The sequence below is a fragment of the Pseudomonas sp. A34-9 genome (assembly GCF_029543085.1).
In the GTDB taxonomy this organism is placed as follows: Bacteria; Pseudomonadota; Gammaproteobacteria; order Pseudomonadales; family Pseudomonadaceae; genus Aquipseudomonas.
On record NZ_CP119967.1, the window covers coordinates 2,571,085 to 2,590,007 of the forward strand.

General features: G+C 60.6%; 20 protein-coding genes. 12 read left to right on the forward strand and 8 right to left on the reverse strand.

Annotation, left to right across the window (positions count from 1 at the left end; genetic code table 11):
• The first annotated feature begins 14 nt into the window (after positions 1 to 14).
• Positions 15 to 854 (forward strand): DUF692 domain-containing protein, encoded by an 840-nt coding sequence (locus P3G59_RS11535; RefSeq protein ID WP_277761627.1) that lies wholly within the window; start codon positions 15 to 17, stop codon positions 852 to 854.
• A complete protein-coding gene (locus P3G59_RS11540) occupies positions 847 to 1,596 on the forward strand; it encodes a putative DNA-binding domain-containing protein (protein WP_277761628.1) in 750 nt (249 codons plus the stop codon). Before P3G59_RS11535 ends, P3G59_RS11540 begins: the two co-directional genes overlap by 8 nt.
• A 97-nt stretch (positions 1,597 to 1,693) precedes the next feature.
• Here the strand turns inward: P3G59_RS11540 and P3G59_RS11545 are convergent, their stop codons facing one another.
• Together P3G59_RS11545 and P3G59_RS11550 are read right to left on the reverse strand one after the other, a co-directional pair.
• Positions 1,694 to 3,004 (reverse strand): ATP-binding protein, encoded by a 1,311-nt coding sequence (locus tag P3G59_RS11545; protein WP_277761629.1) that lies wholly within the window; start codon positions 3,002 to 3,004, stop codon positions 1,694 to 1,696.
• Positions 3,001 to 3,741 carry a response regulator gene (locus P3G59_RS11550; RefSeq protein WP_277761630.1) on the reverse strand — a complete coding sequence of 247 codons (741 nt, stop codon included), beginning with the start codon at positions 3,739 to 3,741 and terminating at the stop codon, positions 3,001 to 3,003. The genes P3G59_RS11545 and P3G59_RS11550 overlap by 4 nt, the downstream gene beginning before the upstream one ends.
• 297 nt (positions 3,742 to 4,038) lie before the next feature.
• Here P3G59_RS11550 and P3G59_RS11555 point away from each other — a divergent pair, with 297 nt between their 5' ends.
• Genes P3G59_RS11555 through P3G59_RS11565 form a run of 3 tightly spaced genes read left to right on the forward strand, consistent with a single transcriptional unit; the run spans position 4,039 to position 5,852 of the window.
• Positions 4,039 to 4,302 carry a DUF2790 domain-containing protein gene (locus P3G59_RS11555; RefSeq protein ID WP_277761631.1) on the forward strand — a complete coding sequence of 88 codons (264 nt, stop codon included), beginning with the start codon at positions 4,039 to 4,041 and terminating at the stop codon, positions 4,300 to 4,302.
• Between the two features lie 46 nt (positions 4,303 to 4,348).
• The gene (locus P3G59_RS11560; RefSeq protein WP_277761632.1) at positions 4,349 to 4,603 is read left to right on the forward strand and encodes a hypothetical protein; all 255 of its coding nucleotides are present in this window, start codon (positions 4,349 to 4,351) and stop codon (positions 4,601 to 4,603) included.
• A gap of 37 nt (positions 4,604 to 4,640) precedes the next feature.
• The gene (locus P3G59_RS11565; protein WP_277761633.1) at positions 4,641 to 5,852 is read left to right on the forward strand and encodes a cytochrome c biogenesis protein DipZ; all 1,212 of its coding nucleotides are present in this window, start codon (positions 4,641 to 4,643) and stop codon (positions 5,850 to 5,852) included.
• A gap of 17 nt (positions 5,853 to 5,869) precedes the next feature.
• On the opposite strand, the gene P3G59_RS11570 is transcribed toward P3G59_RS11565, so the two are convergent.
• Positions 5,870 to 6,331 carry a GNAT family N-acetyltransferase gene (locus P3G59_RS11570; protein ID WP_277761634.1) on the reverse strand — a complete coding sequence of 154 codons (462 nt, stop codon included), beginning with the start codon at positions 6,329 to 6,331 and terminating at the stop codon, positions 5,870 to 5,872.
• Positions 6,332 to 6,555: 224 nt separating this feature from the next.
• Between P3G59_RS11570 and P3G59_RS11575 the strand changes: the two genes are divergently transcribed.
• Together P3G59_RS11575 and P3G59_RS11580 are read left to right on the forward strand one after the other, a co-directional pair.
• Positions 6,556 to 6,828, forward strand: coding sequence for a DUF4242 domain-containing protein (locus P3G59_RS11575; protein ID WP_277761635.1), 273 nt, complete (start codon positions 6,556 to 6,558; stop codon positions 6,826 to 6,828).
• Positions 6,829 to 6,862: 34 nt separating this feature from the next.
• Entirely contained in the window at positions 6,863 to 7,675 is an 813-nt protein-coding gene (locus tag P3G59_RS11580) for a class I SAM-dependent methyltransferase (protein WP_277761636.1), read from the forward strand.
• A gap of 122 nt (positions 7,676 to 7,797) precedes the next feature.
• Here the strand turns inward: P3G59_RS11580 and pcsA are convergent, their stop codons facing one another.
• Complete coding sequence (gene pcsA / locus P3G59_RS11585; protein WP_277761637.1) at positions 7,798 to 8,520, reverse strand: phosphatidylcholine synthase; 723 nt, start codon at positions 8,518 to 8,520, stop codon at positions 7,798 to 7,800.
• 258 nt (positions 8,521 to 8,778) lie between these two features.
• Here pcsA and P3G59_RS11590 point away from each other — a divergent pair, with 258 nt between their 5' ends.
• From P3G59_RS11590 to ligD, 4 genes are all read left to right on the forward strand, one after another.
• On the forward strand, positions 8,779 to 9,540 hold the full coding sequence (locus P3G59_RS11590) for a tellurite resistance TerB family protein (protein ID WP_277761638.1): 762 nt from the start codon (positions 8,779 to 8,781) through the stop codon (positions 9,538 to 9,540).
• A 187-nt stretch (positions 9,541 to 9,727) separates the two neighbouring features.
• A complete protein-coding gene (locus P3G59_RS11595; RefSeq protein ID WP_277761639.1) occupies positions 9,728 to 11,104 on the forward strand; it encodes an iron-containing redox enzyme family protein in 1,377 nt (458 codons plus the stop codon).
• Positions 11,105 to 11,115: 11 nt separating this feature from the next.
• Positions 11,116 to 12,069: a class I SAM-dependent methyltransferase gene (locus tag P3G59_RS11600; RefSeq protein WP_277761640.1), complete on the forward strand. Its 954-nt coding sequence runs from the start codon at positions 11,116 to 11,118 to the stop codon at positions 12,067 to 12,069.
• 17 nt (positions 12,070 to 12,086) lie between these two features.
• Complete coding sequence (gene ligD, locus P3G59_RS11605) at positions 12,087 to 14,678, forward strand: DNA ligase D (protein WP_277761641.1); 2,592 nt, start codon at positions 12,087 to 12,089, stop codon at positions 14,676 to 14,678.
• Here ligD and P3G59_RS11610 read toward each other — a convergent pair whose 3' ends face one another.
• From P3G59_RS11610 to sodC, 3 genes are all read right to left on the reverse strand, one after another.
• Positions 14,679 to 15,080 carry a hypothetical protein gene (locus P3G59_RS11610; protein WP_277761642.1) on the reverse strand — a complete coding sequence of 134 codons (402 nt, stop codon included), beginning with the start codon at positions 15,078 to 15,080 and terminating at the stop codon, positions 14,679 to 14,681. It lies immediately after the preceding gene.
• Between the two features lie 80 nt (positions 15,081 to 15,160).
• Complete coding sequence (locus P3G59_RS11615; RefSeq protein WP_150650743.1) at positions 15,161 to 15,475, reverse strand: DUF2388 domain-containing protein; 315 nt, start codon at positions 15,473 to 15,475, stop codon at positions 15,161 to 15,163.
• 160 nt (positions 15,476 to 15,635) lie between these two features.
• Positions 15,636 to 16,157: a superoxide dismutase [Cu-Zn] SodC gene (gene sodC, locus P3G59_RS11620; protein ID WP_277761643.1), complete on the reverse strand. Its 522-nt coding sequence runs from the start codon at positions 16,155 to 16,157 to the stop codon at positions 15,636 to 15,638.
• A gap of 245 nt (positions 16,158 to 16,402) precedes the next feature.
• Between sodC and P3G59_RS11625 the strand changes: the two genes are divergently transcribed.
• Positions 16,403 to 18,016, forward strand: a complete 1,614-nt coding sequence (locus tag P3G59_RS11625; protein WP_277761644.1) for a methyl-accepting chemotaxis protein — start codon at positions 16,403 to 16,405, stop codon at positions 18,014 to 18,016.
• Positions 18,017 to 18,157: 141 nt separating this feature from the next.
• Here the strand turns inward: P3G59_RS11625 and P3G59_RS11630 are convergent, their stop codons facing one another.
• A complete protein-coding gene (locus P3G59_RS11630; protein ID WP_277761645.1) occupies positions 18,158 to 18,589 on the reverse strand; it encodes a nuclear transport factor 2 family protein in 432 nt (143 codons plus the stop codon).
• Positions 18,590 to 18,923 lie beyond the last annotated feature (334 nt).

Below are 18,923 nucleotides of genomic sequence, written 5' to 3' on the forward strand. Positions count from 1 at the left end.
CTGAGATACATCCCATGCATACGTCGCCCTCATCACTGCCACCCAGCGTCGGCCTCGGCCTGCGCCGAGGCCTGCTCAAAGACCTGCAAGTTGCGCGCAGCGGCGATTTCGACTTTCTCGAAGTCGCTCCGGAAAACTGGATCGGCGTCGGCGGCGCCCATGGCGCGGCGTTGCGTGAACTGGCCGAGCGCTACCCGTTGTCCTGTCACGGTTTGTCGCTGTCACTCGGCGGACCGGCGCCGCTGGATGTCGGGTTCTTGCAGGAGGTCCGGGTGTTTCTCGACCATTACAACGTGCCGCTGTACAGCGAGCACCTGAGTTATTGCAGTGATGACGGTCATCTGTATGACTTGCTGCCATTGCCGTTCGCCGAAGAAGCGGTGTACCACGTCGCCGCGCGAATCCGTCAGGCTCAGGACATTCTCGGCAGGCGTCTGGCCGTGGAAAATGTCTCTTACTACGCCGCGCCGCGTCAGGACATGGACGAAGTGACCTTCACCAACGCCGTGCTGCGCGAGGCCGATTGCGACTTGCTGCTGGACGTCAACAATGTCTACGTCAACGCGATCAATCACGGATTCGATCCGCAAATCTTTCTTGCCGGCATCGAGCCGGGCCGGGTGGTCGGCATGCATGTGGCCGGGCATTTCGATGAGTCCGATACGCTGAAAATTGACACCCATGGTGCCTCGGTGAAGCCGGCGGTCTGGGCATTGCTGGCCGAGGCCTACGCGCGGTTCGGTGCGCAACCCACTTTATTGGAGCGGGATTTCAACTTCCCGGCATTTTCCGAACTGGTCGCCGAGTTGCAGACCATTCGCCACTTGCAAGCGGCGGGGCGCCATCGTGGATAACCTGCTACAGCAACAACGGGCGCTGACCCGGTATTTGCGCGATCCCGAACATCAATCGCCACCGGCCGACATGAACGTGGCGCGGGTCAACGTCTATCGCGATCTGGTGTTCAACAACGTTTCGCAATTATTGCGCGGCACGTTTCCGGTGTTGATCCGCATCATTGGGGAACAACGCTGGGGCCTGCTGGTGCGAGGTTTCTTGCGCGACTGGCGGGCGCAGACCCCAAAGTTTGCAGAGATAGCCGAAACGTTTCTCGACTATCTCGCTGCGCAACCGCAGGTGTTGCGCGAGGGCGAGTGGCCGGCGTTTTTGCTGGAGCTGGCGCATTACGAATGGGTCGAGATGGTCTTGCAGCAATCGGATGCTCAAGCGCTGCCGTCGACGGATCCGGCGCTGTTGCTGGCACGGCCGCTGCAAATCTCGGCGTTGGCCTGGCCTCTGGCGTATGTGTGGCCGGTGCATGAACTCGATCCGGATAATCAGCCCGCCACGCCACCGGGGCAACCGACGTTTTTGCTGGTGCGGCGCACGGCAGACTGGAGTGTGAGGTTTTCCGAACTGAGCCCGCTGGCCTGGCGCTTGCTGCAGCGCATCACCGAGTTTGCGTCGTTGACGGGGCGCGAACAGTTGCAAGGTCTGGCACAGGAGGCGGGGCAGCCCGCCAGCCATTCGTTCATCGACAGTGGTCTGGCGTTGTTGCAGCAGATGCATGAGGACAGCGTGATCGGCATTTCTTGATCCGCTACAAACCCCGGTAGGAGCTGTCGAGTGAAACGAGGCTGCGATCTTTTGATCCTGATCTTCAAGATCAAAAGATCGCAGCGTCCCGCAGCTCCTACAGGGGATGTAGGGGGAGTTTCAGTTCCGCACACAACCCGCCACCCTCGCGGTTGCTCAAAGTCAGTGAGCCGCCCAACGCCATGGCCAGTTGCTGGGCGATAGCCAGCCCCAGTCCGGTGCCGCCGGTATCGCGATTACGCGAGTTTTCCACGCGGTAGAACGGTTGCAGCACTTGCGCCAGTTCGGATTCAGCGATGCCCGGCCCTCGATCCATCACGGTGATCGCCAGGCTGCCCTTGTTGGCTTCGACCCACACTTCGGCGGCGCCGGCGAATTTCAGCGCGTTGTCGGTCAGGTTCACCAGAACCCGGCGCAAGGCATGGGGCCGAGTGTCGATGACCGCCGCGCTCTTGCCGACCAGGTTCACCTGCTTGCCCATGTCCTGATAGTCGAATACCAGGCTTTCGAGGAAGGAATCCATGTTGGTGCGGCGGCTTTCCTCGGTCGAGCCATGGATGCTGCGGGCATAAGCCACGCCTTCGCGCACCAGATGCTCCATCTCGCTGAGGTCATTCCACAGTTTGTCTTTCTCGGCGGAGTCGTCCATGAACTCGGCGCGCAGTTTCATCCGCGTGATCGGCGTTTGCAGGTCATGGGAAATCGCCGCCAGCAGTTGCATGCGCTCTTTGAGGTAGGCCGCGATGCGCGCCTGCATCGCGTTGAATGCTCGCGCGGCGTAGACCACTTCGGTGGGGCCGCTTTCGTCGAGGTTGATCGGGTGGGCGTTGGGGTCAAGGGTTTCCACGGCGTTGGCCAGCCGGGTCAGGGGGCGGACCGCAATGCGCACCGCCAGCCAGGTGCAGGCGAGCATCAGCGCCAGTTGGCCGAGCAAGACCACCGGCAACCAGGGCAACAACGGGGCCATGGCGGGGCGCACGTCGATGGTCACCGGGCTGCCGTCGCTCAGGCGCAAATGGCCTTGAAAGTGTTTCTTCGGCCCGGGAATATCGGTGAAGGTCAGCGGATAGCGTTCACCGATGGCTTCCGTGATCGAAGTGACAGCCACCGGCACATCACCGGCCTCGATCGGCGTGCCCGGCTCGCCTTCGCTCAACAGGTAGCCGTAATTGGCTCGTGCCAGACGCGTGAGCCAGTCGGGGCGCTCTTCGGCGGGCAGGCGATCGAGGATTGCAATCGCCGTCGAGACGTCGGTTTCCAGATTGCCGAGCATGGTGTTTTTCGCACTTTGGTAACGCTCGTAATACTGCGCGCCGAACGACAGCGCCTGGGCGAGCAGCAGGCCGATCAGGAAAATCAGCGACAGGCGCGAGGCGAGGGTGCGCGGCCAGTGCAGATTGATGCTCATGCCGGGGCACCGAGGATCTCGACCGGCAGCGAGAACACGTAACCTTCGCTGCGCACGGTCTTGATGTAGGCCGGCTCGCGCGCATCATCGAGCAGACGCTGACGCAAACGGCTGACCAGCAAATCGATGGAACGGTCGAACAGATCCGCGTCACGGCCTTGGGTCAGGTTGAGCAGTTGATCGCGACTGAGCACCCGTTGCGGGTGATCGAGAAACACCCGCAGCAAACGGTATTCGGCGCCGCTGAGGGCGACCATGGTGCCGTCCTTGTCCAGCAGGTGACGGGCCGAAGTGTCCAGCTGCCAACGGCCGAAGGCGAGCAGTCGACCGGCTTCGGTGACCACCAGATTCGGCGGCAGCATGCGCGTGCGACGCAGCACGGCGTTGATCCGCGCGAGCAATTCGCGGGCGGCGAAGGGTTTGGTCAGGTAATCGTCGGCGCCCATTTCCAGGCCGATGATGCGGTCGGTTTCATCGTTGCGCGCGGTCAGCATCAACACTGGCGTGGCCTTTTGTTTGCCCACGCGCAGTTCACGGCATAACTGCAGGCCATCGTCGCCGGGCATCATGATGTCGAGCACGATCAGGTCGACGGTGTTGGCTTCAAGAAAGCTGCGCATCTGCCGGCCATCGGCGACCACCGTGGTGCGCAGGCCGTTTTTCTTCAGGTAGTTGCCAACCAGTTCGCGGATCTCGCGGTCGTCGTCGACGATGAGAATGTGATCGACATGGTCCATCGGGTTCGAGCCTCTATCAAAGGGGAATGCCGAGCAGTCTATCGAGCCTGCTGCGGCTCGCCTGCCTGCCTTTGTATTGCAGTGTATCTGCCGTGACAACGGATACATGAGCACGCAAAAACGCGGTTATTTCAGGGTTTTGTATCGCTGTGTATCCACTGCTGGCCGGGATACACAGCGATGGAAACACGGCTTTTCCTGACACAGACGCGATACCTGGCGGGCCTCAAATAGGCTCCATCGAGGCCCTCACCGATCGCCTCGGCTCAAACCCACTGAAGCCTTGAGGAATACGCCATGAGCAACAAATCCGTAATCGCCGCCTGCCTGTTTGCCGCCCTGAACATCTGCACGCTGTCGGCCCGCGCCGAAGCCGATGTCACCCCGCAAACCTACACCTACGGCACCCACCTGGATATCCAGAAGGTGATCTCGCTGAAACAGGACAACTCGGTGACGTGCGGCATTGTCCAGGCGCGCATGACTTATCTCGATTCGACCGGCCAGACCCGCGTGCTCGATTACAGCAAATTTGCCGACGGCTGCCACAACGACAACTGAGTCTTCAACGGCAACCAGGCCAACTCTTTATAGAAGGAACAACACCATGAACAACCTCTCGCGCTTTTTCACCGCCATCGCGTTCTCCCTGGCCGGCGTCGGCGCCCATGCCAACGCTGCGGTTGAACAGCATAGCTGCCACAGCGGCACCTGCTTGCAACTGACCCCGGTGGCCAGGCAGGGCAGCGATGGTCTGATTGCGGCGGACGGCTCCAGCCGCACGCCCCAAGGCCAGATGTTTGCCGAGAACGGCGCCAGCCGTACGCCGCAGAGCCACTGGCTGGAAACCCAGAGCGTTTGAACACCTCATCACAGTCATTGAACCAAGGTGATTCACTATGTACCTCATCGCATTCCTCGGCGGTCTGCTGACCGTACTCAGCCCCTGCATCCTGCCGGTGGTGCCGTTTCTGTTTGCCGGTACCCAACGCAGCCGCGCGGCGATTTTGTTGACCCTCGGCGGCATGGCCCTGACCTTTGCCTTGATTGCGAGCCTCGCCGTGGTCAGCAGCGAGTGGGTGGTTCAGGCCAGCAACAGCGGACGTTACGTCGCACTGATCGTGATGAGTGTGTTCGCTCTGTCGCTGATGTCGGCGCGGATTGGCGACTGGCTGACGCGGCCCTTCGTGATGCTCGGCAATCGCCTCGATCCGGGCGCGCGCAAGAAGGCCGGACCGATGGGCTCGATCATGCTCGGCGTGGCCACGGGGTTGCTGTGGGCGCCGTGTGCCGGTCCGATTCTCGGGGTGATTCTCAGCGGGGCCATGTTGCAAGGTGCCAATGCGCAGACCAGCCTGTTGCTGTTGGCCTACGGCGCCGGCAGTGCATTGTCGCTGGGCACGCTGATTTTCACCGGGCGCCGCTTGGTCAACCGCTTGAAACCGTCGATCCCTGTCACCGGTTGGCTGCGCCGTGGGGCCGGTGTGGCGGTGCTCGCCACTGCCGCCGTGATTGCCACGGGCACCGATAAAACCTTGCTGGCCAACACGTCATCCGCAGGCGTGGCGCGTGTCGAAAAAAGCCTGTTGGAAAACGTGCCGAAAGTGCTCGATTACGTCGTCAGCAAAGTCCGCGCGGACTCGCCGATGGAGCAGGGCCAAGGGGCGATGCCCTCACTCTCCGGCGCGGTGCAATGGCTCAACTCGCCTGAGCTGAACGCCGATTCCTTGCGCGGCAAAGTGGTGCTGGTGGATTTCTGGACCTACGACTGCATCAACTGTCAGCACACCTTGCCGTACGTCAAAGACTGGGCGCAGAAATACGAAAAGGACGGGCTCGTAGTGATCGGCGTGCACACCCCGGAATACGGCTATGAGCGAATCATCGACAACGTTAAAGATCAGGTGAAAAAACTTGGCATTACCTACCCGGTGGCCATCGATAACAACTATGCGATCTGGCGCAACTTCGACAATCAATACTGGCCGGCGCATTACCTGATCGACGCCAGGGGGCAGGTGCGTTACAGCCACTTCGGCGAAGGTCGCTACGAAACGCAGGAGCAGATGATCCAGCAGTTGCTCAAGGAGGCGAAGGCACCTGCCGCTTGATCAGCAAAACCAATGGCTCAGAGGTCACGCGCCATGAGCCATTGCTCGTTGTCCCAAGCGCGAAAACGCTGCAGAACCTGCCAGCCGCGTTTGGCGTAGTAATCCTGCTTTGTCTGCGTGTGCAGGTACAAACGGGCAAACCCGCAGTCTTTCGCCTCCTGACAAATCCCTTCAATCAAGCGTTCCGCCAGCCCTTGCCCGCGCGCGCCAGGGCTGACGAATACGCAGGCCAGCCATGGGCCGAGATCAGGGCGCGAGGCGAGGTCATCGCGTGCCAGCGCCGCGCCGCCGACCAGCTGTTCACCGTCCATGGCGATCAGGCAGGACCAGTCACCATTACCTTGGCCTTGGGCAAATTCACGCTGCCATTCGGCCAGCGGTTGGTCGACGTATTCGTAAGGGAATTGTTGATGAATCCATTGGGCATAGTGGTCGCTGTGCTGCATGTGATGCGCGAGCCAATCAATTTTCAGTGACATCCGACGAGTCCGTTCGAGAAGCGAGCGAACATCAGAAACCAATCGCCGAGCGTTGGCAATCCTGAAGGTGTTCCAGCCGCTTAACAGATTCGCGCCACTCATCGGCAAACCCCGTGTTTCAGGGGTTGCCGGACGATCGGCAGCGACGCCAACCGGTTGCAGCGCGATAGTGGACGAGCAGGGTCACTGCCGGCCCTGCCACATAAAAAGAACGCGAGGTTGCCATGCCGAAATTCGTGATTGAACGCGAGATTCCAGGAGCCGGAAAGCTGTCGGATGCAGAACTCAAGGCCGTGTCGCAAACGTCCTGTCAGGCGTTGCGTGATCTCGGGCCGCAGGTGCAGTGGCTGCAGAGTTACGTCACGGCTGACAAAGTTTATTGCGTGTACATCGCGCCCGACGAAGAGCAAGTGCGCGAACACGCCAGGCTCGGTGGGTTTCCTGCCAACAGTGTGGCGCGTGTGGTGACGGTCATCGATCCGACGACGGCCGAATGATCACCGGTTCCCCCCAGCAGCGGAGTTCACGTTCATGAGTACCCCGATTGATCTGACTGCCTTGAAGGAACGCCAGAAAGTCGCGTGGGCCAGTGGCGACTACGCCGTGATTGGCACGACGTTGCAAATCGTCGGTGAAAACCTCGCCGAGGCTTGCGACCTGCGTTGCGACGAGGAGGTACTGGATGTCGCCGCCGGCAACGGTAATGCGACGCTGGCGGCGGCACGGCGCGGTTGTCTGGTCACCTCGACCGACTACGTCGCGGCATTGCTGGAGCGCGGGCAGGATCGTGCCCGGGCGGAGCATCTGGAAGTGACTTTTCAGGTGGCCGATGCCGAAGCGCTGCCGTTCGCCGACGAGAGTTACGACGTGGTGCTGTCGACCTTTGGCGTGATGTTCGCGCCGGATCAGGACAAGGCTGCTGCTGAACTCGGCCGGGTTTGTCGCCTTGGCGGCCGGATTGGTCTGGCCAACTGGACACCGGAAGGTTTTGTTGGCCAGATGTTCAAGACCCTTGGCCGGCATCTGCCACCGCCTGCCGGTGCCCAGCCCCCCTCGAATTGGGGCTCCGATGCGTGGCTGCACAAGCATTTCGACGACCGTGATTTTCTGCTGCGCGTGACGCGGCGCGAGTTCAACTTCCGCTATCGCTCGGCCGCGCATTTCATCGACATCTTCCGCCATTGGTACGGGCCGGTGCATAAGGCCTTTGCGGCACTACCGCCGGAGAGCGGGCAGGCGCTGGAGAGTGATCTGGCGGATTTGCTCAATCGATTGAATCGGGCGGGGGAAGGTTCATTGGTGGTGCCGAGTGAGTATCTGGAGGTGGTGATCACTAAACGCTGAAATCAATTGTGGGAGCGAGCTTGCTCGCGAAAGCGGTGTTCCAGTCGACGAAAAAGTTGACTGATGTACCGTCTTCGCGAGCAAGCTCGCTCCCACAGGGGCAGGTACTTTGGCAGTTGAGCCTATTTCACCTGCGGCCGCTCAAACCACTCCAGCGCCGTGCGCCAGATGCAGATCCCCAGAAAGTACGCCGACATCAGCAACCACAAGCCCATCACCATCGGATTGATTACCGGATGGTTGAGCACCAGCGACAGGCTGCACAGCAGCCAGATCGCCGTCACCGCAATGTTGATCGGCATGAACCGGCGTACGCGGAACGGGTGCAAAAACTTCATCCGCGTCACGGTCAGCAACGCCAGGCCAATTACCGTCAGGAACGTAATCCAGGGCCCCGGACCGATGATGTACAAACACAGCGCGACCACATTCCACGCCGCCGGAAACCCGACAAAGTAGTTGTCCTTGCTCTTCATATTGACGTTGCAGAAGCAGAACAGCGACGACACCAGAATCAGCGACACGGTGAGCAGCAGGGTGTAGTCGGGCAATGGAATGTAGCGATAGATGAACAGCGCCGGAATGAACACGTACGTCAGGTAATCGATCACCAGATCAAGGATCGAACCGTCGAAGCTCGGCAGCACCGATTGCACATTGACCTTGCGCGCCAGCGCGCCGTCGAGGCCATCGACAATCAGCGCCACGCCCAGCCACATCAGGCAATGGGTCGGCTGGTTTTCCAACAGGGCGAGGGTGGCCAGAAAGGCAGTGACCACGCCAGTCGCAGTAAAACCATGGGCGCCCCATGCTTTGAGCCTGGCGATGTGTACAGTCGATATCACGGGGGCGTTCTCCAGAAAGTGAAGCAAGCCGGGTATCACCCTTGGCGGGAAGGGCGCCGGCAAACCGGGTCGGGGTTGCAGCTATCGACCGGTCTGGCCGGGATAAGGTTCACCATTGATCAATCTTAGCTGGCCGGCAAAAAATACGCGGACGAAATCCATCGGAGCATTGAGTGTCAGCCAAACGGTGCTGGCGCGATGGCTTAAGGGGTCTATCGTTGCCAGACGCAGTCACTGCCAATGCTTGAGGATGACGTCATGAACACCAGCGATTTGCTTGAACAACTGCTGCGAGGCCAAGCCTCGGCGGGACAACAATCTGCCAACCCGGCTGGCGGCTTGGGCGGCTTGGGTGGGTTGCTGGGCGGCCTGCTCGGTGGCGGCTCGGGCGCGGCCAGCGGCGGCGGATCCGCCGGTGGACTTGGCGGCTTGGGCGGCCTGCTCGGTGGTTTGCTCGGCGGCGGTGCCGGTGGTGGTCTGGGCGGTGCCTTGGGTGGGGCGCCAGGTGGCGGCACGCAAAGCCGCTCCGGCGGGACCAATTATGCGGCGCTGGCGTCGTTGGGCATGATGGCGTTCCAGGCGTATCAGGCCTGGCAACGCAGCCAGGCCAGCGCGGCCCCGCAACAGATTCCACAGACGGCGAATCTCCTTGCTGGCCCGGACGTCGAAGAACACAGCCACGCGGTGCTTCGCGCGTTGATTGCGGCGGCCAAGGCTGACGGTGAGATCGACGCCCGGGAACAACAGATGATCAGCGGGGAAATCAGCAAACACACCGACGACCCCCAATTGCAGCAATGGTTTGAGGACGAAGTCGCGAAACCGCTGGACGCCAACGAAGTTGCGCAGGCCGCCAACGGCGATCCGGCCATGGCCGCTGAAATGTATCTGGTCAGCGTGATCCTCGTGGATGACGAGCAGGACGCCGAGCGCAGTTATCTGGATGAACTGGCAGCCGCGTTGAATATCGACCCGCAGTTGCAGGTGCATCTCGAACAACAGGCCAAAGGCCAGGCCTGACAGCAGAATCAAAAGATCGTCCGATCGCGGCCCGAGCCTTCGGCAGCTCCTAAAGGTTGTTTCAGTGCATCTGACGGCCGTCCGTCCGGGCAATTTTCACGTCGATTGAATTTTTCACAGGCGCCGCCTCTCTGCTGCTGTAGAGGCGTGTGGAACAACGTCCTGCCAATCGACCGAGAACTTTGCCATGACTGTCCTGACACACCTGCAAGCTGCGCCTGCCCAACCGCATGCGATGAACCCCGCCGGGAGCATCCGGCAGATCTATGAAGCGCTGTTGCGCGATGATAATTGCCAGGACCTTGCGCAGGCGTTTTTGCAGGAGCAACTGCAACTTGCCGCGCAGCTCAGCGATTCTTTGCCCGAAGATCCGACGACGTGGCACGCCTGGGTGGCCGAACATTGCGCCGATGTCGCCCGGCAATACGCCGACTATCTGCAACAACGCAAGGCCGGTGGGCCTCGGCAGTTCTTCCGTGGCAAGGCGCAGGCGCTGTATTTTCTGCAAGCGGTGGCACCGACCAAACTGGTCGACGGCGCCTGGCTTGCTGGCCTGTTACCGCGCTGGCAGGACCCGCGTTTCCAAGGCTTGTTGCGAACCTTTCTGGAAGAACTGGGCGAAGGCAATCCAGCGCAAAATCACGTGGTGATTTACCAGAAATTGCTCGCCGAACACGACTTGCAGGACAGCAGCGCCATCGACGATGAACGCTACCTGCAAGGCGCGATACAACTGGCGCTCGGTGTCTGTGGCGCTGATTACTTGCCCGAGGTGATCGGCTACAACCTCGGCTACGAACAATTGCCTTTGCACTTGTTGATCAGCAGTTACGAACTCAGTGAGCTAGGCATCGATCCTTACTACTTCACCCTGCATGTGACCATCGACAACGCCAGCACCGGCCATGCGCAAAAAGCCGTGCAGGCGGCGCTCGATCTGCTGCCACTTGAGGCTGATCGCGCCGAGTTTCTGCGCCGCGTAGCGCTGGGCTATCGGCTCAACGACCTGGGGCAGGGCAGTCGCGCGATCATTGAAGGTTTCGACCTTGAGCATGAATTGCTGGCGATGCTTGAACGCAAGTGCCCATTCGCCCAACACATGCACTCCGACTACTGCCGCTTCGAAGGGCAGACCGTCAATCAGTGGCTGGCGGCACCGGAGCAATTGCCCGGTTTTCTCCAGGCATTGCAGAACAAAGGCTGGATCAAGCGCCACGAAGACCCGCAGGCCAGTCGTTTTTGGCAACTGATCGCGGGCGACGGTGCGGCGATGTTTGGCGTGTTCAATGCCTACGAAAAACAACTGATGCACGACTGGATCGCCGGCGACTGGACGCCGTCAGATAAAGCCAAACCTGTTCGACGGCACAGTCAAACCGCAGCGCCCATCGAAGGGCTTGAACAGGATCCCGACGTACAGGCGCTCAACGCTGCGCTGCAAGGTCAGGACGGCTTGGCGCAGATGGCGATTCTGATCCCCTGGCTCGCCCCGGCCCGCCATGCACACCCGGCCGGACTGCTCGCCACGCGGCGTTTTATCGAACTCAAATCCCGCTTGCCTTAAGGACCTTGCCGATGAATCAGGAAGAAAAACTCTGCCCCAACGACCTCGTGCTGCTGCACCTCGGCCGGCGCTTGTTGGCAGACGGATATCGGTTCACCACGCCGACGCCGTTGACCCATCAACGGGTCAACCAGCGTGACGAGGGCCAGATGGCCGACTCTTTGCGCGATGTGTTCGGCTGGTCGCGTCCGTTCGCGCCGGGGTTGTTGTCGGCCGATGAACAGCGGCAACTGCAAGACGCGCAGGTCATTGATAGTTACGAAGGCCACTTGAAGAGCAGGGTGCGCTGGTCAAGTCTGGATGATTTGCTCTTCGTGCATTCGGCGTTCCCCACCGAGGCGGCTGACGCGGTGTTTTTCGGCCCCGACACCTACCGTTTTGCGCAACTGATCCATGCCCACCTGCAGCAGAACTTCGCCCCCATCCATCGCGCGGTGGACATCGGTTGTGGGGCTGGCGTCGGTGCGATTCTGATCGGCCGTGCCCGTCGCGAGGCACAGGTGCTGGCGCTGGACATCAACCCTGCGGCGTTGCGTCTGACCGCGATCAATGCCGCGCTGGCGGAAGTCGCCAACGTCGAAGTGCACGCCAGTGATCTGTTGCAGGGCGTCGATGGCGAGTTCGACCTGATTGTCGCCAACCCACCCTACATGGCCGATCCGGCGGAGCGCGCGTATCGCCATGGTGGCGGAACGCTGGGGGCAGGGCTGTCGTTGCGCATTGTCGAACAAGCGCTGAATCGACTGGCGCCCGGCGGCTCGCTGTTGCTCTACACCGGTGTGGCGATGGTCGATGGGCGCGATCCGTTTCTCGACACCGTGCTGCCACGACTGGACGAGCAGCGCTTTGGCTGGACGTACCGCGAACTCGATCCGGATGTCTTCGGCGAAGAACTGCTCAACCCCGGCTATCAACGGGTCGACCGGATCGCAGTGGTGGCGCTGACCGTGACCCGGATGGGCTGAAACAAGGCAGGTGCACGATGAACAGGAACCTCGACGACTACAACCGCATGCGCGATTTTTCGGCGACGTCGGAACCGGCCGCGGTCAAGCGCTCAGGGCGTAAAACCGGCGCCGATCACGCGTTGCAGTTCTGCATCCAGAAGCACGACGCTTCGCACCTGCATTACGACTTTCGCCTGGAACTCGATGGCGCACTGAAGAGTTGGGCGGTGCCGAAAGGGCCGTCGCTCGATCCCAAGGTCAAGCGGCTGGCGGTGCATGTCGAGGATCATCCGCTGGATTACGCAACGTTCGAGGGCAGCATTCCCGAAGGGCACTACGGTGCCGGGGATGTGATCGTCTGGGATCGTGGCGTGTGGATTCCGCTGGAAGATGCGCACAAGGCCTACGAAAAGGGCAAGCTCAAGTTCGAGCTGCAGGGCGAAAAGCTTGCCGGCATCTGGAATCTGGTGCGCACGCACATGCCGGGCAAGAAGGAGCAGTGGTTTCTGATCAAGCACCAGGACGCTGCTGCGCGGCCGCAGGATGACTACGACGTGCTGGTTGCCGAGCCGGACAGTGTGCTGAGCGAGCGCACGATAGTGGGCAAACCGAAACTGGCCGCCGAGCAAAGCAAACCGCTGAAAAAGCCCCCGGCCAAGGTGCGCAAACCTGCGACCGGCAAGCTCACTGGCGCGCACAAGGCCAGACTGCCGGCGCAGCTCAAGCCGGAACTGGCGACGCTGGTCGACAGTGCGCCCGAAGGGCAGTGGAGCTATGAGATCAAATTCGACGGCTACCGGATCATGGCGCGCATTGATCATAATCAGGTGCAACTGTTTACTCGCAACGGTCACGACTGGACCCACAAGTTACCGCAACAGGCCGCTGCCCTGGCCGCGCTGGGATTGGAATCAGCATGGCTGGACGGTGAAATGGTCATCGCCAATGAACAAGGCGTACCGGACTTTCAGGCCCTGCAAAATGCTTTTGAAGCTGGGAGCAGCGGCAACATTCTCTACTACCTGTTCGATCTGCCGTATCTCAACGGTGTCGACCTGCGTGAAGTGCCGGTCGAAGAGCGGCGCGCCGCGCTGGCCACGGTGCTCGGCAATCATCAGCAACCCTTGTTGCGCTTCTCCGAAGCCTTCGACGAAACCCCCGATGCACTGCTCAACAGTGCCTGCCAGATGCAGATGGAAGGCCTGATTGGCAAACGCCTCGGCTCGCCGTATGTGTCGCGGCGCAGTGGCGACTGGATCAAGCTCAAGTGCAAGCACCGTCAGGAGTTTGTGATCGTCGGCTACACCGATCCGAAAGGTTCGCGCAGTGCATTCGGCGCCTTGTTGCTGGGGCTGCATGACCGCGACAGCGGCGAATTGCGCTACGCCGGCAAGGTCGGCACAGGCTTCAGCGAGTCGACGTTGAAAAGCATTCTGGCTCAACTCAAACCGTTGCAGGCGAAGAAGGCGGCGGTGGTCAACCCACCCAGCGGCTTCGAGGTCAAAGGCGTGCATTGGCTCAAGCCGAAACTGCTGGCGGAAGTCGCGTTTGCTGAAATGACCAAGGACGGTTCGGTGCGCCACGCCGTGTTCCATGGCTTGCGCGATGACAAACCGGCCAAAGACATCACTGAGGAGCGAGTGAACTCCGTGAAGACTGCAGAGAAGAAAACGGCAACGAAGAAACCGACGAAAAAAGCCCCGGTGAGCAACGCTGACACGGCGCCGTCACAGCTCGGCCTGGCCAACGGCAAGGTGCGCATTACGCACCCGGACCGGGTGATCGACGCGGTCAGCGGTACGACCAAGATGCAACTGGCCGAGTATTACGCCAGCGTCGCCGAATGGATCCTGCCGCAACTCAAGGATCGCCCGGTGGCCCTGGTGCGCGCTCCAGACGGCATTGCCGGCGAACTGTTCTTCCAGAAAAACGCCGAACGCCTGGCGATCCCTGGCATCACCACGCTGGACAAGGATGTCACCGGGCAACCGGTGATGCTGATCAACAATGCCGAAGCGCTGATCGGCGCGGTGCAGATGAGCACCGTTGAACTGCACACCTGGAATGCGACCACGATCGATCTGGACAAGCCCGATCGCTTTGTCCTCGACCTCGACCCGGACCCGTCGTTGCCGTGGAAAAGCATGGTCGAAGCGACGGCGCTGACATTGACCGTGCTCGATGAATTGGGATTGAAAGCGTTCCTTAAAACCAGTGGCGGCAAGGGTATTCACCTCGTCGTGCCACTAACCCGAAAACTCGGCTGGGATGAAGTCAAGGATTTCAGCCACGCCATCGTCAATCATATTGCCAAGCTGTTGCCGGACCGGTTTTCTGCGGTCTCGGGGCCGAAAAATCGCGTCGGGCGGATCTTTATCGATTACCTGCGCAACGGTCTGGGCGCCACCACCATCTGCGCTTACGCCGCGCGCACCCGCGAAGGCTTGCCGGTGTCGGTGCCGCTGTTTCGCGAAGAGGTCGCCGAGATCAAGGGTGGCAATCAGTGGAACGTGCACAACGTTCATGAGCGGTTGGCGGAGGTTGGCGACGAGCCGTGGGCTGACATGAAGAAAACCCGCCAGAGCATCACCGCCGAGATGCGCAAACGCCTGGGGCTGAAAAAGTGATCAGGTGTCGCGCAGCAAGTCGTGCGCGTTGAGCAATTCGAAAGCGATTTGCGGGTGGTTTTCCAGGCCGCGACGGATAGCGGCCGGAATCGCTGCGCGCGTCTTGCGGCACAGGCCGGGTAACTCGTCGATCTGAATGGCAATGCCCCGCATCGTGCGCACTTCGTTGAAACCGGGAGCGACGTCGACGCGAATGCCCAGTTGCTCGAACATTCGCTGTTGCAGGCGTTTGAGATCATCGAGGTCTTTGAGCATTTCCAGGCGAGCGAGCAGGCGCTTCTCTTCCTCACGGGTCAGACGCAGGATGCGCAAGTCCGCGCCGGGCGTCTGCAGCAACGGGTCGCGCCCGCAAATGCAGGCGCCGGGCGGGCAGGGTGAGCGCAAGGGCACAGAAGTCGTCATGGCCTCCATCATAGAGGCCGTCGGACCGTTTTGCCTATGCGCCTTCAGCGGCCATCCATCGGCTGCTTTATCCGTGACGGCTACTGATTCAGGCCTTCGTAATGCACCAGAATCGCGTTGGCCAGATCTTCATCGCTGGCGTTGAGTCCAGGGTTGTTCTGGCGGACCTGTTGCAGCACCGATTCAAGATAAACCCCACGAATGGCCCCGCCACTGGCGACAAATGCAGACAAGTCGTCACGGGCTGGAATCACCATTTTGTGATCCTTGAAGGTCGAGTACAGCGACGCGGAGACACCGGCCGAAGTAGCGACGTCGCCCGCATCAACACGGGCCAACGCCGAACCGACTGGCAGGCATAAGAGTAAAGAAGAAACGAGCACTAACTTGCGCATGACGGTGTTCCTCCACAAGCGCGAAGCAAAAAGGGAAGGACTGCATAATGTGAGAGGGGCGCGGTGAGCGGGAGTTCCGTGGCGCTGGAAAGTCTGCGTTATTGCAAGACAGACGCGGGCAACACCATGGCGGGTTGCCCGGCCTTCAGACTGCGACGGCTCAGATCACCCCGCAGGCCATGCGATCACCGCCACCGCCCAGCGGTTTGGGCATGTCGGCGTGGTTGTCGCCACCGGCGTGGATCATCAGCGCGTGGCCCTTGATCTCGGAAATTTTTTTCAGACGCGGCGCCAGCACCGGATAGTTGGCGATGCCGTCAGCGCTCACGTAAACCGCCGGAAGATCACCCAAATGACCGTCGGCGTAAGGGCCGAGGTGCTTGGCGGTTTTTTGCGGATCGAAATGTCCGCCTGCGGCCAGTGCGGCGCCTTTCACGCCGTCCTTCATGCCGGCTTCACAGCTACCGTTTTCATGCACGTGAAAACCGTGCACGCCGGCCGGCAGGGATTTCAGGTCGGGCGTGAACAACAGGCCATATGCCGTCTCACTGATGGTGACCGAGCCGATAGCCTGTGGCGCACCGTCGGCGCTGACCAGATTGATCGCGACTTTTTCCGTCGCCGCCTGTGCGGTGCCGATGGCGAAGGTGCCGAGCAAACCCAACCACAATGCGCGTTTCATAAGCATTTTCCTTTTGCTGCAAGAGTGTTCAGAACGACGGACTCAATAGCCTGCCGGCATTAACCGGCGATGAAGGCACATCCTCCGGCGTTGCAAAGTGTGACTTGCCGCGCAATCGGAAAGTTTTGCTGCCTTTGGCCAGCATGCCGACACCTGCTGACACGCTCTGGCGCGGCAGACCTGCGCAAATAGGCTTAACTGAAGGCTGACAAGCGCTTACGGGCGTGACGAGGGAGGAAAATCCGGTGTCGATCAAACTGCGTTTAGTGTTGCTGATTGTGACAAGTCTGCTGACAGCCTTGATCGTGAGTCTGGTCAGTTACATCGGCAATCAGCGGATGGCCTCGGCGGTCAGCGATAACGCGGTCAGCATGAGCGCGCTGCGCAACCACATGGAAGCCGACATGATGCACGACGCCCTGCGCGCCGATGTCTACTCGGCGATGCTGGTGGGGTTGGGCAAGAGCACCAGTACGGCGTCCGAGGTGCGCGATTCGATCAACGAGCATGCGGGGCATTTTCGTGAGGTGCTCGAGGAGAACCTCAAGCTGCCAATCAACCCGACATTGCGCACGGCGCTGGAGCAGATCAAACCGAGCCTCGATACCTACATCAACGCGGGCGAGCGGATCGTCGGTTTGGCGTTGGACAATCCCGATGCCGCTCAGCAGGAACTGGGCACCTTCAACACTGCGTTTGGCCAGCTTGAAGCGCAAATGGCCGCGTTGAGCGAGTTGATCGAGTCCAATACGCGGCAGACCAGCGCAGGCACCGAAACCGCCATCCGCAATGCCAACGTTGCGCTCGGCGTGGTGTTGCTCGCCAGTCTTGTGCTGCTCTTGATTCAGGGGCGCTGGGTCATCCTGAGCATCATGGGGCCGTTGAAGACCGCCAGCCGTATCGCCGAAAGCATCGCCCACGGCAACCTCAGCGAGCCGATTGCCGAACCGTCCGGCAAGGATGAAGCCAGTGTCTTGATTCGTACGTTGGCGACCATGCAGCGCGATTTGCGCAACATGATCGATGTGGTGCGGCGCAATGCTCACGGCGTCAGTGGCATGAGCGAACAACTCAGCCATGGTTGCCATCAGGTCGCCGACAGCAGCCAGCAGCAAAGCGTCGCTGCCGGCACCATGGCTGCGGCGGCCAGCCAGATGACCGCGAGCATCGAGGAAATCACCCGCCACGCCGAACGTGCCCTGAGCATGGCCAGTCAGGCCGAGACGCTGGCCAAGGAGGGCGGCGGAGTGATCCATCAAGTGGTCAGCGACATGGACGATATCGCCCGATCAGCGCAACAGTCGGCCCAGGTGATCCGCACGCTGGATCAGGAATCCGAAGCCATTTTCAACATCATTCAGGTGATCAAGAGCATTGCCGACCAGACCAACCTGCTGGCGCTCAATGCTGCCATTGAAGCGGCCCGGGCCGGGGAACAGGGCAGGGGCTTTGCGGTGGTCGCGGATGAAGTGCGCAGCCTGGCGGCGCGCACCAGCGCCTCGACCCAGGAAATCGCCGCGATGGTTGCGCGCATTCAACACAGCACCCGTGAGGCGGTCAGCAGCATGGAGGCGGGCGTCGCGCAGGTCGACAAAGGCATGGCGGTGACGGCGGATGTCGAGCGGGCGATACGTGAAATTCTCGACGCGACGCTGAGCACGACGCAACTGGTCAACGACATCACCCGCACGATTGGCGAGCAGAGCCAGGCCAGTAACGAGATTGCGCATCAGGTGGAAATGATCGCGGGGATGTCCGAAGGCAACAGCCGGGTGATCGGGCAAACGGCGAATACCACTGATGAGTTGTCGAGGCTGGCGGGGCAGTTGGCGCAGTCGGTGGATCGGTTTCGGTTGTAACCAGGAAGATGTGTAGTGCTTGGGCTGCCGCCTTCGCGAGCAGGCTCGCTCCCACCTTTGGAATGCGTTCCCTTGTGGGAGCGAGCCTGCTCGCGAAGACGGCAGCCCAGTCAACATCTATTCAGAGTCAGTTAACCCCGATCAGAACTTGAACGCCTGCCGCCCCACCAACAACCACTGGCCGTCCTGCTTCTGCCAGATCTGAAAGTTCTCGATTTCCGTCGGCACCACTTCAGTCCCTTTCAACGCCTGCGCTGAAAAGTGGTGGCGCACCAGCGCGGTATCGCCGGACAGGGTAATGGTCTGGTTCTGCATTTCCAGGGTCTTGAACGCGCTCTTGCCGGTTTCGATGTCGGCAATGAATTCCTTTTTGTCCTGAATCTTGCCGCTGGAATGGCCGTAGGTCAGGTTGGGCGCGGTGAGGGCGTTCAGTTCGGCGATGTCCTTGTGCAGCATCGCCTGGGTCAGATGGTCCACCGCTTGGGCGACATCCTTTTCCGCCGGGGCAGACGCGGCCATGGCGTAACCGTTGAAGGCACAGAGAAAACTGATCAGGAGTCGGGTCTTGGTCATGAAGGTTATTTCCTTGTTGTTATGGGAGACGACTGATTCATCAGTCATCGTACAACCTAGCAGATAATCTTCAGATAAGGCACTGCTTCAAAGTGCGGATCGTCCGGGGTTATGTTCAGCCTTCGCCGGCCGATAGAGTCCTGAGCGGAAAAAGACTCTCAAGTCGGGAACAGACGCGCGGGTTTGCCCTGACGTGATATTCTTCGCGCCAACTTGGTTTGACCTTATTCAGTTTGCTTGCCTGCGGGCGGGCCGACGGAATCCCTGTCGCTCAAGTAGCTGAGCCAATAATGATAAGAAGTCAGTTCAGAAGGGACATTAACTGAGGTCGATG

Excerpts from the sequence above, each read along its gene's own strand:
- P3G59_RS11535 (WP_277761627.1), top strand. The coding sequence starts at position 15 with ATGCATACGTCGCCCTCATCACTGCCACCCAGCGTCGGCCTCGGCCTG.
- P3G59_RS11565 (WP_277761633.1), top strand. The coding sequence starts at position 4,641 with ATGTACCTCATCGCATTCCTCGGCGGTCTGCTGACCGTACTCAGCCCC.
- P3G59_RS11590 (WP_277761638.1), top strand. The coding sequence starts at position 8,779 with ATGAACACCAGCGATTTGCTTGAACAACTGCTGCGAGGCCAAGCCTCG.
- P3G59_RS11595 (WP_277761639.1), top strand. The coding sequence starts at position 9,728 with ATGACTGTCCTGACACACCTGCAAGCTGCGCCTGCCCAACCGCATGCG.
- P3G59_RS11600 (WP_277761640.1), top strand. The coding sequence starts at position 11,116 with ATGAATCAGGAAGAAAAACTCTGCCCCAACGACCTCGTGCTGCTGCAC.
- P3G59_RS11610 (WP_277761642.1), bottom strand. The coding sequence starts at position 15,080 with ATGACGACTTCTGTGCCCTTGCGCTCACCCTGCCCGCCCGGCGCCTGC.
- P3G59_RS11570 (WP_277761634.1), bottom strand. The coding sequence starts at position 6,331 with ATGTCACTGAAAATTGATTGGCTCGCGCATCACATGCAGCACAGCGAC.
- P3G59_RS11550 (WP_277761630.1), bottom strand. The coding sequence starts at position 3,741 with ATGGACCATGTCGATCACATTCTCATCGTCGACGACGACCGCGAGATC.
- P3G59_RS11630 (WP_277761645.1), bottom strand. The coding sequence starts at position 18,589 with ATGACCAAGACCCGACTCCTGATCAGTTTTCTCTGTGCCTTCAACGGT.
- P3G59_RS11560 (WP_277761632.1), top strand. The coding sequence starts at position 4,349 with ATGAACAACCTCTCGCGCTTTTTCACCGCCATCGCGTTCTCCCTGGCC.
- P3G59_RS11615 (WP_150650743.1), bottom strand. The coding sequence starts at position 15,475 with ATGCGCAAGTTAGTGCTCGTTTCTTCTTTACTCTTATGCCTGCCAGTC.
- P3G59_RS11545 (WP_277761629.1), bottom strand. The coding sequence starts at position 3,004 with ATGAGCATCAATCTGCACTGGCCGCGCACCCTCGCCTCGCGCCTGTCG.
- P3G59_RS11575 (WP_277761635.1), top strand. The coding sequence starts at position 6,556 with ATGCCGAAATTCGTGATTGAACGCGAGATTCCAGGAGCCGGAAAGCTG.
- P3G59_RS11555 (WP_277761631.1), top strand. The coding sequence starts at position 4,039 with ATGAGCAACAAATCCGTAATCGCCGCCTGCCTGTTTGCCGCCCTGAAC.
- ligD (WP_277761641.1), top strand. The coding sequence starts at position 12,087 with ATGAACAGGAACCTCGACGACTACAACCGCATGCGCGATTTTTCGGCG.
- P3G59_RS11580 (WP_277761636.1), top strand. The coding sequence starts at position 6,863 with ATGAGTACCCCGATTGATCTGACTGCCTTGAAGGAACGCCAGAAAGTC.
- sodC (WP_277761643.1), bottom strand. The coding sequence starts at position 16,157 with ATGAAACGCGCATTGTGGTTGGGTTTGCTCGGCACCTTCGCCATCGGC.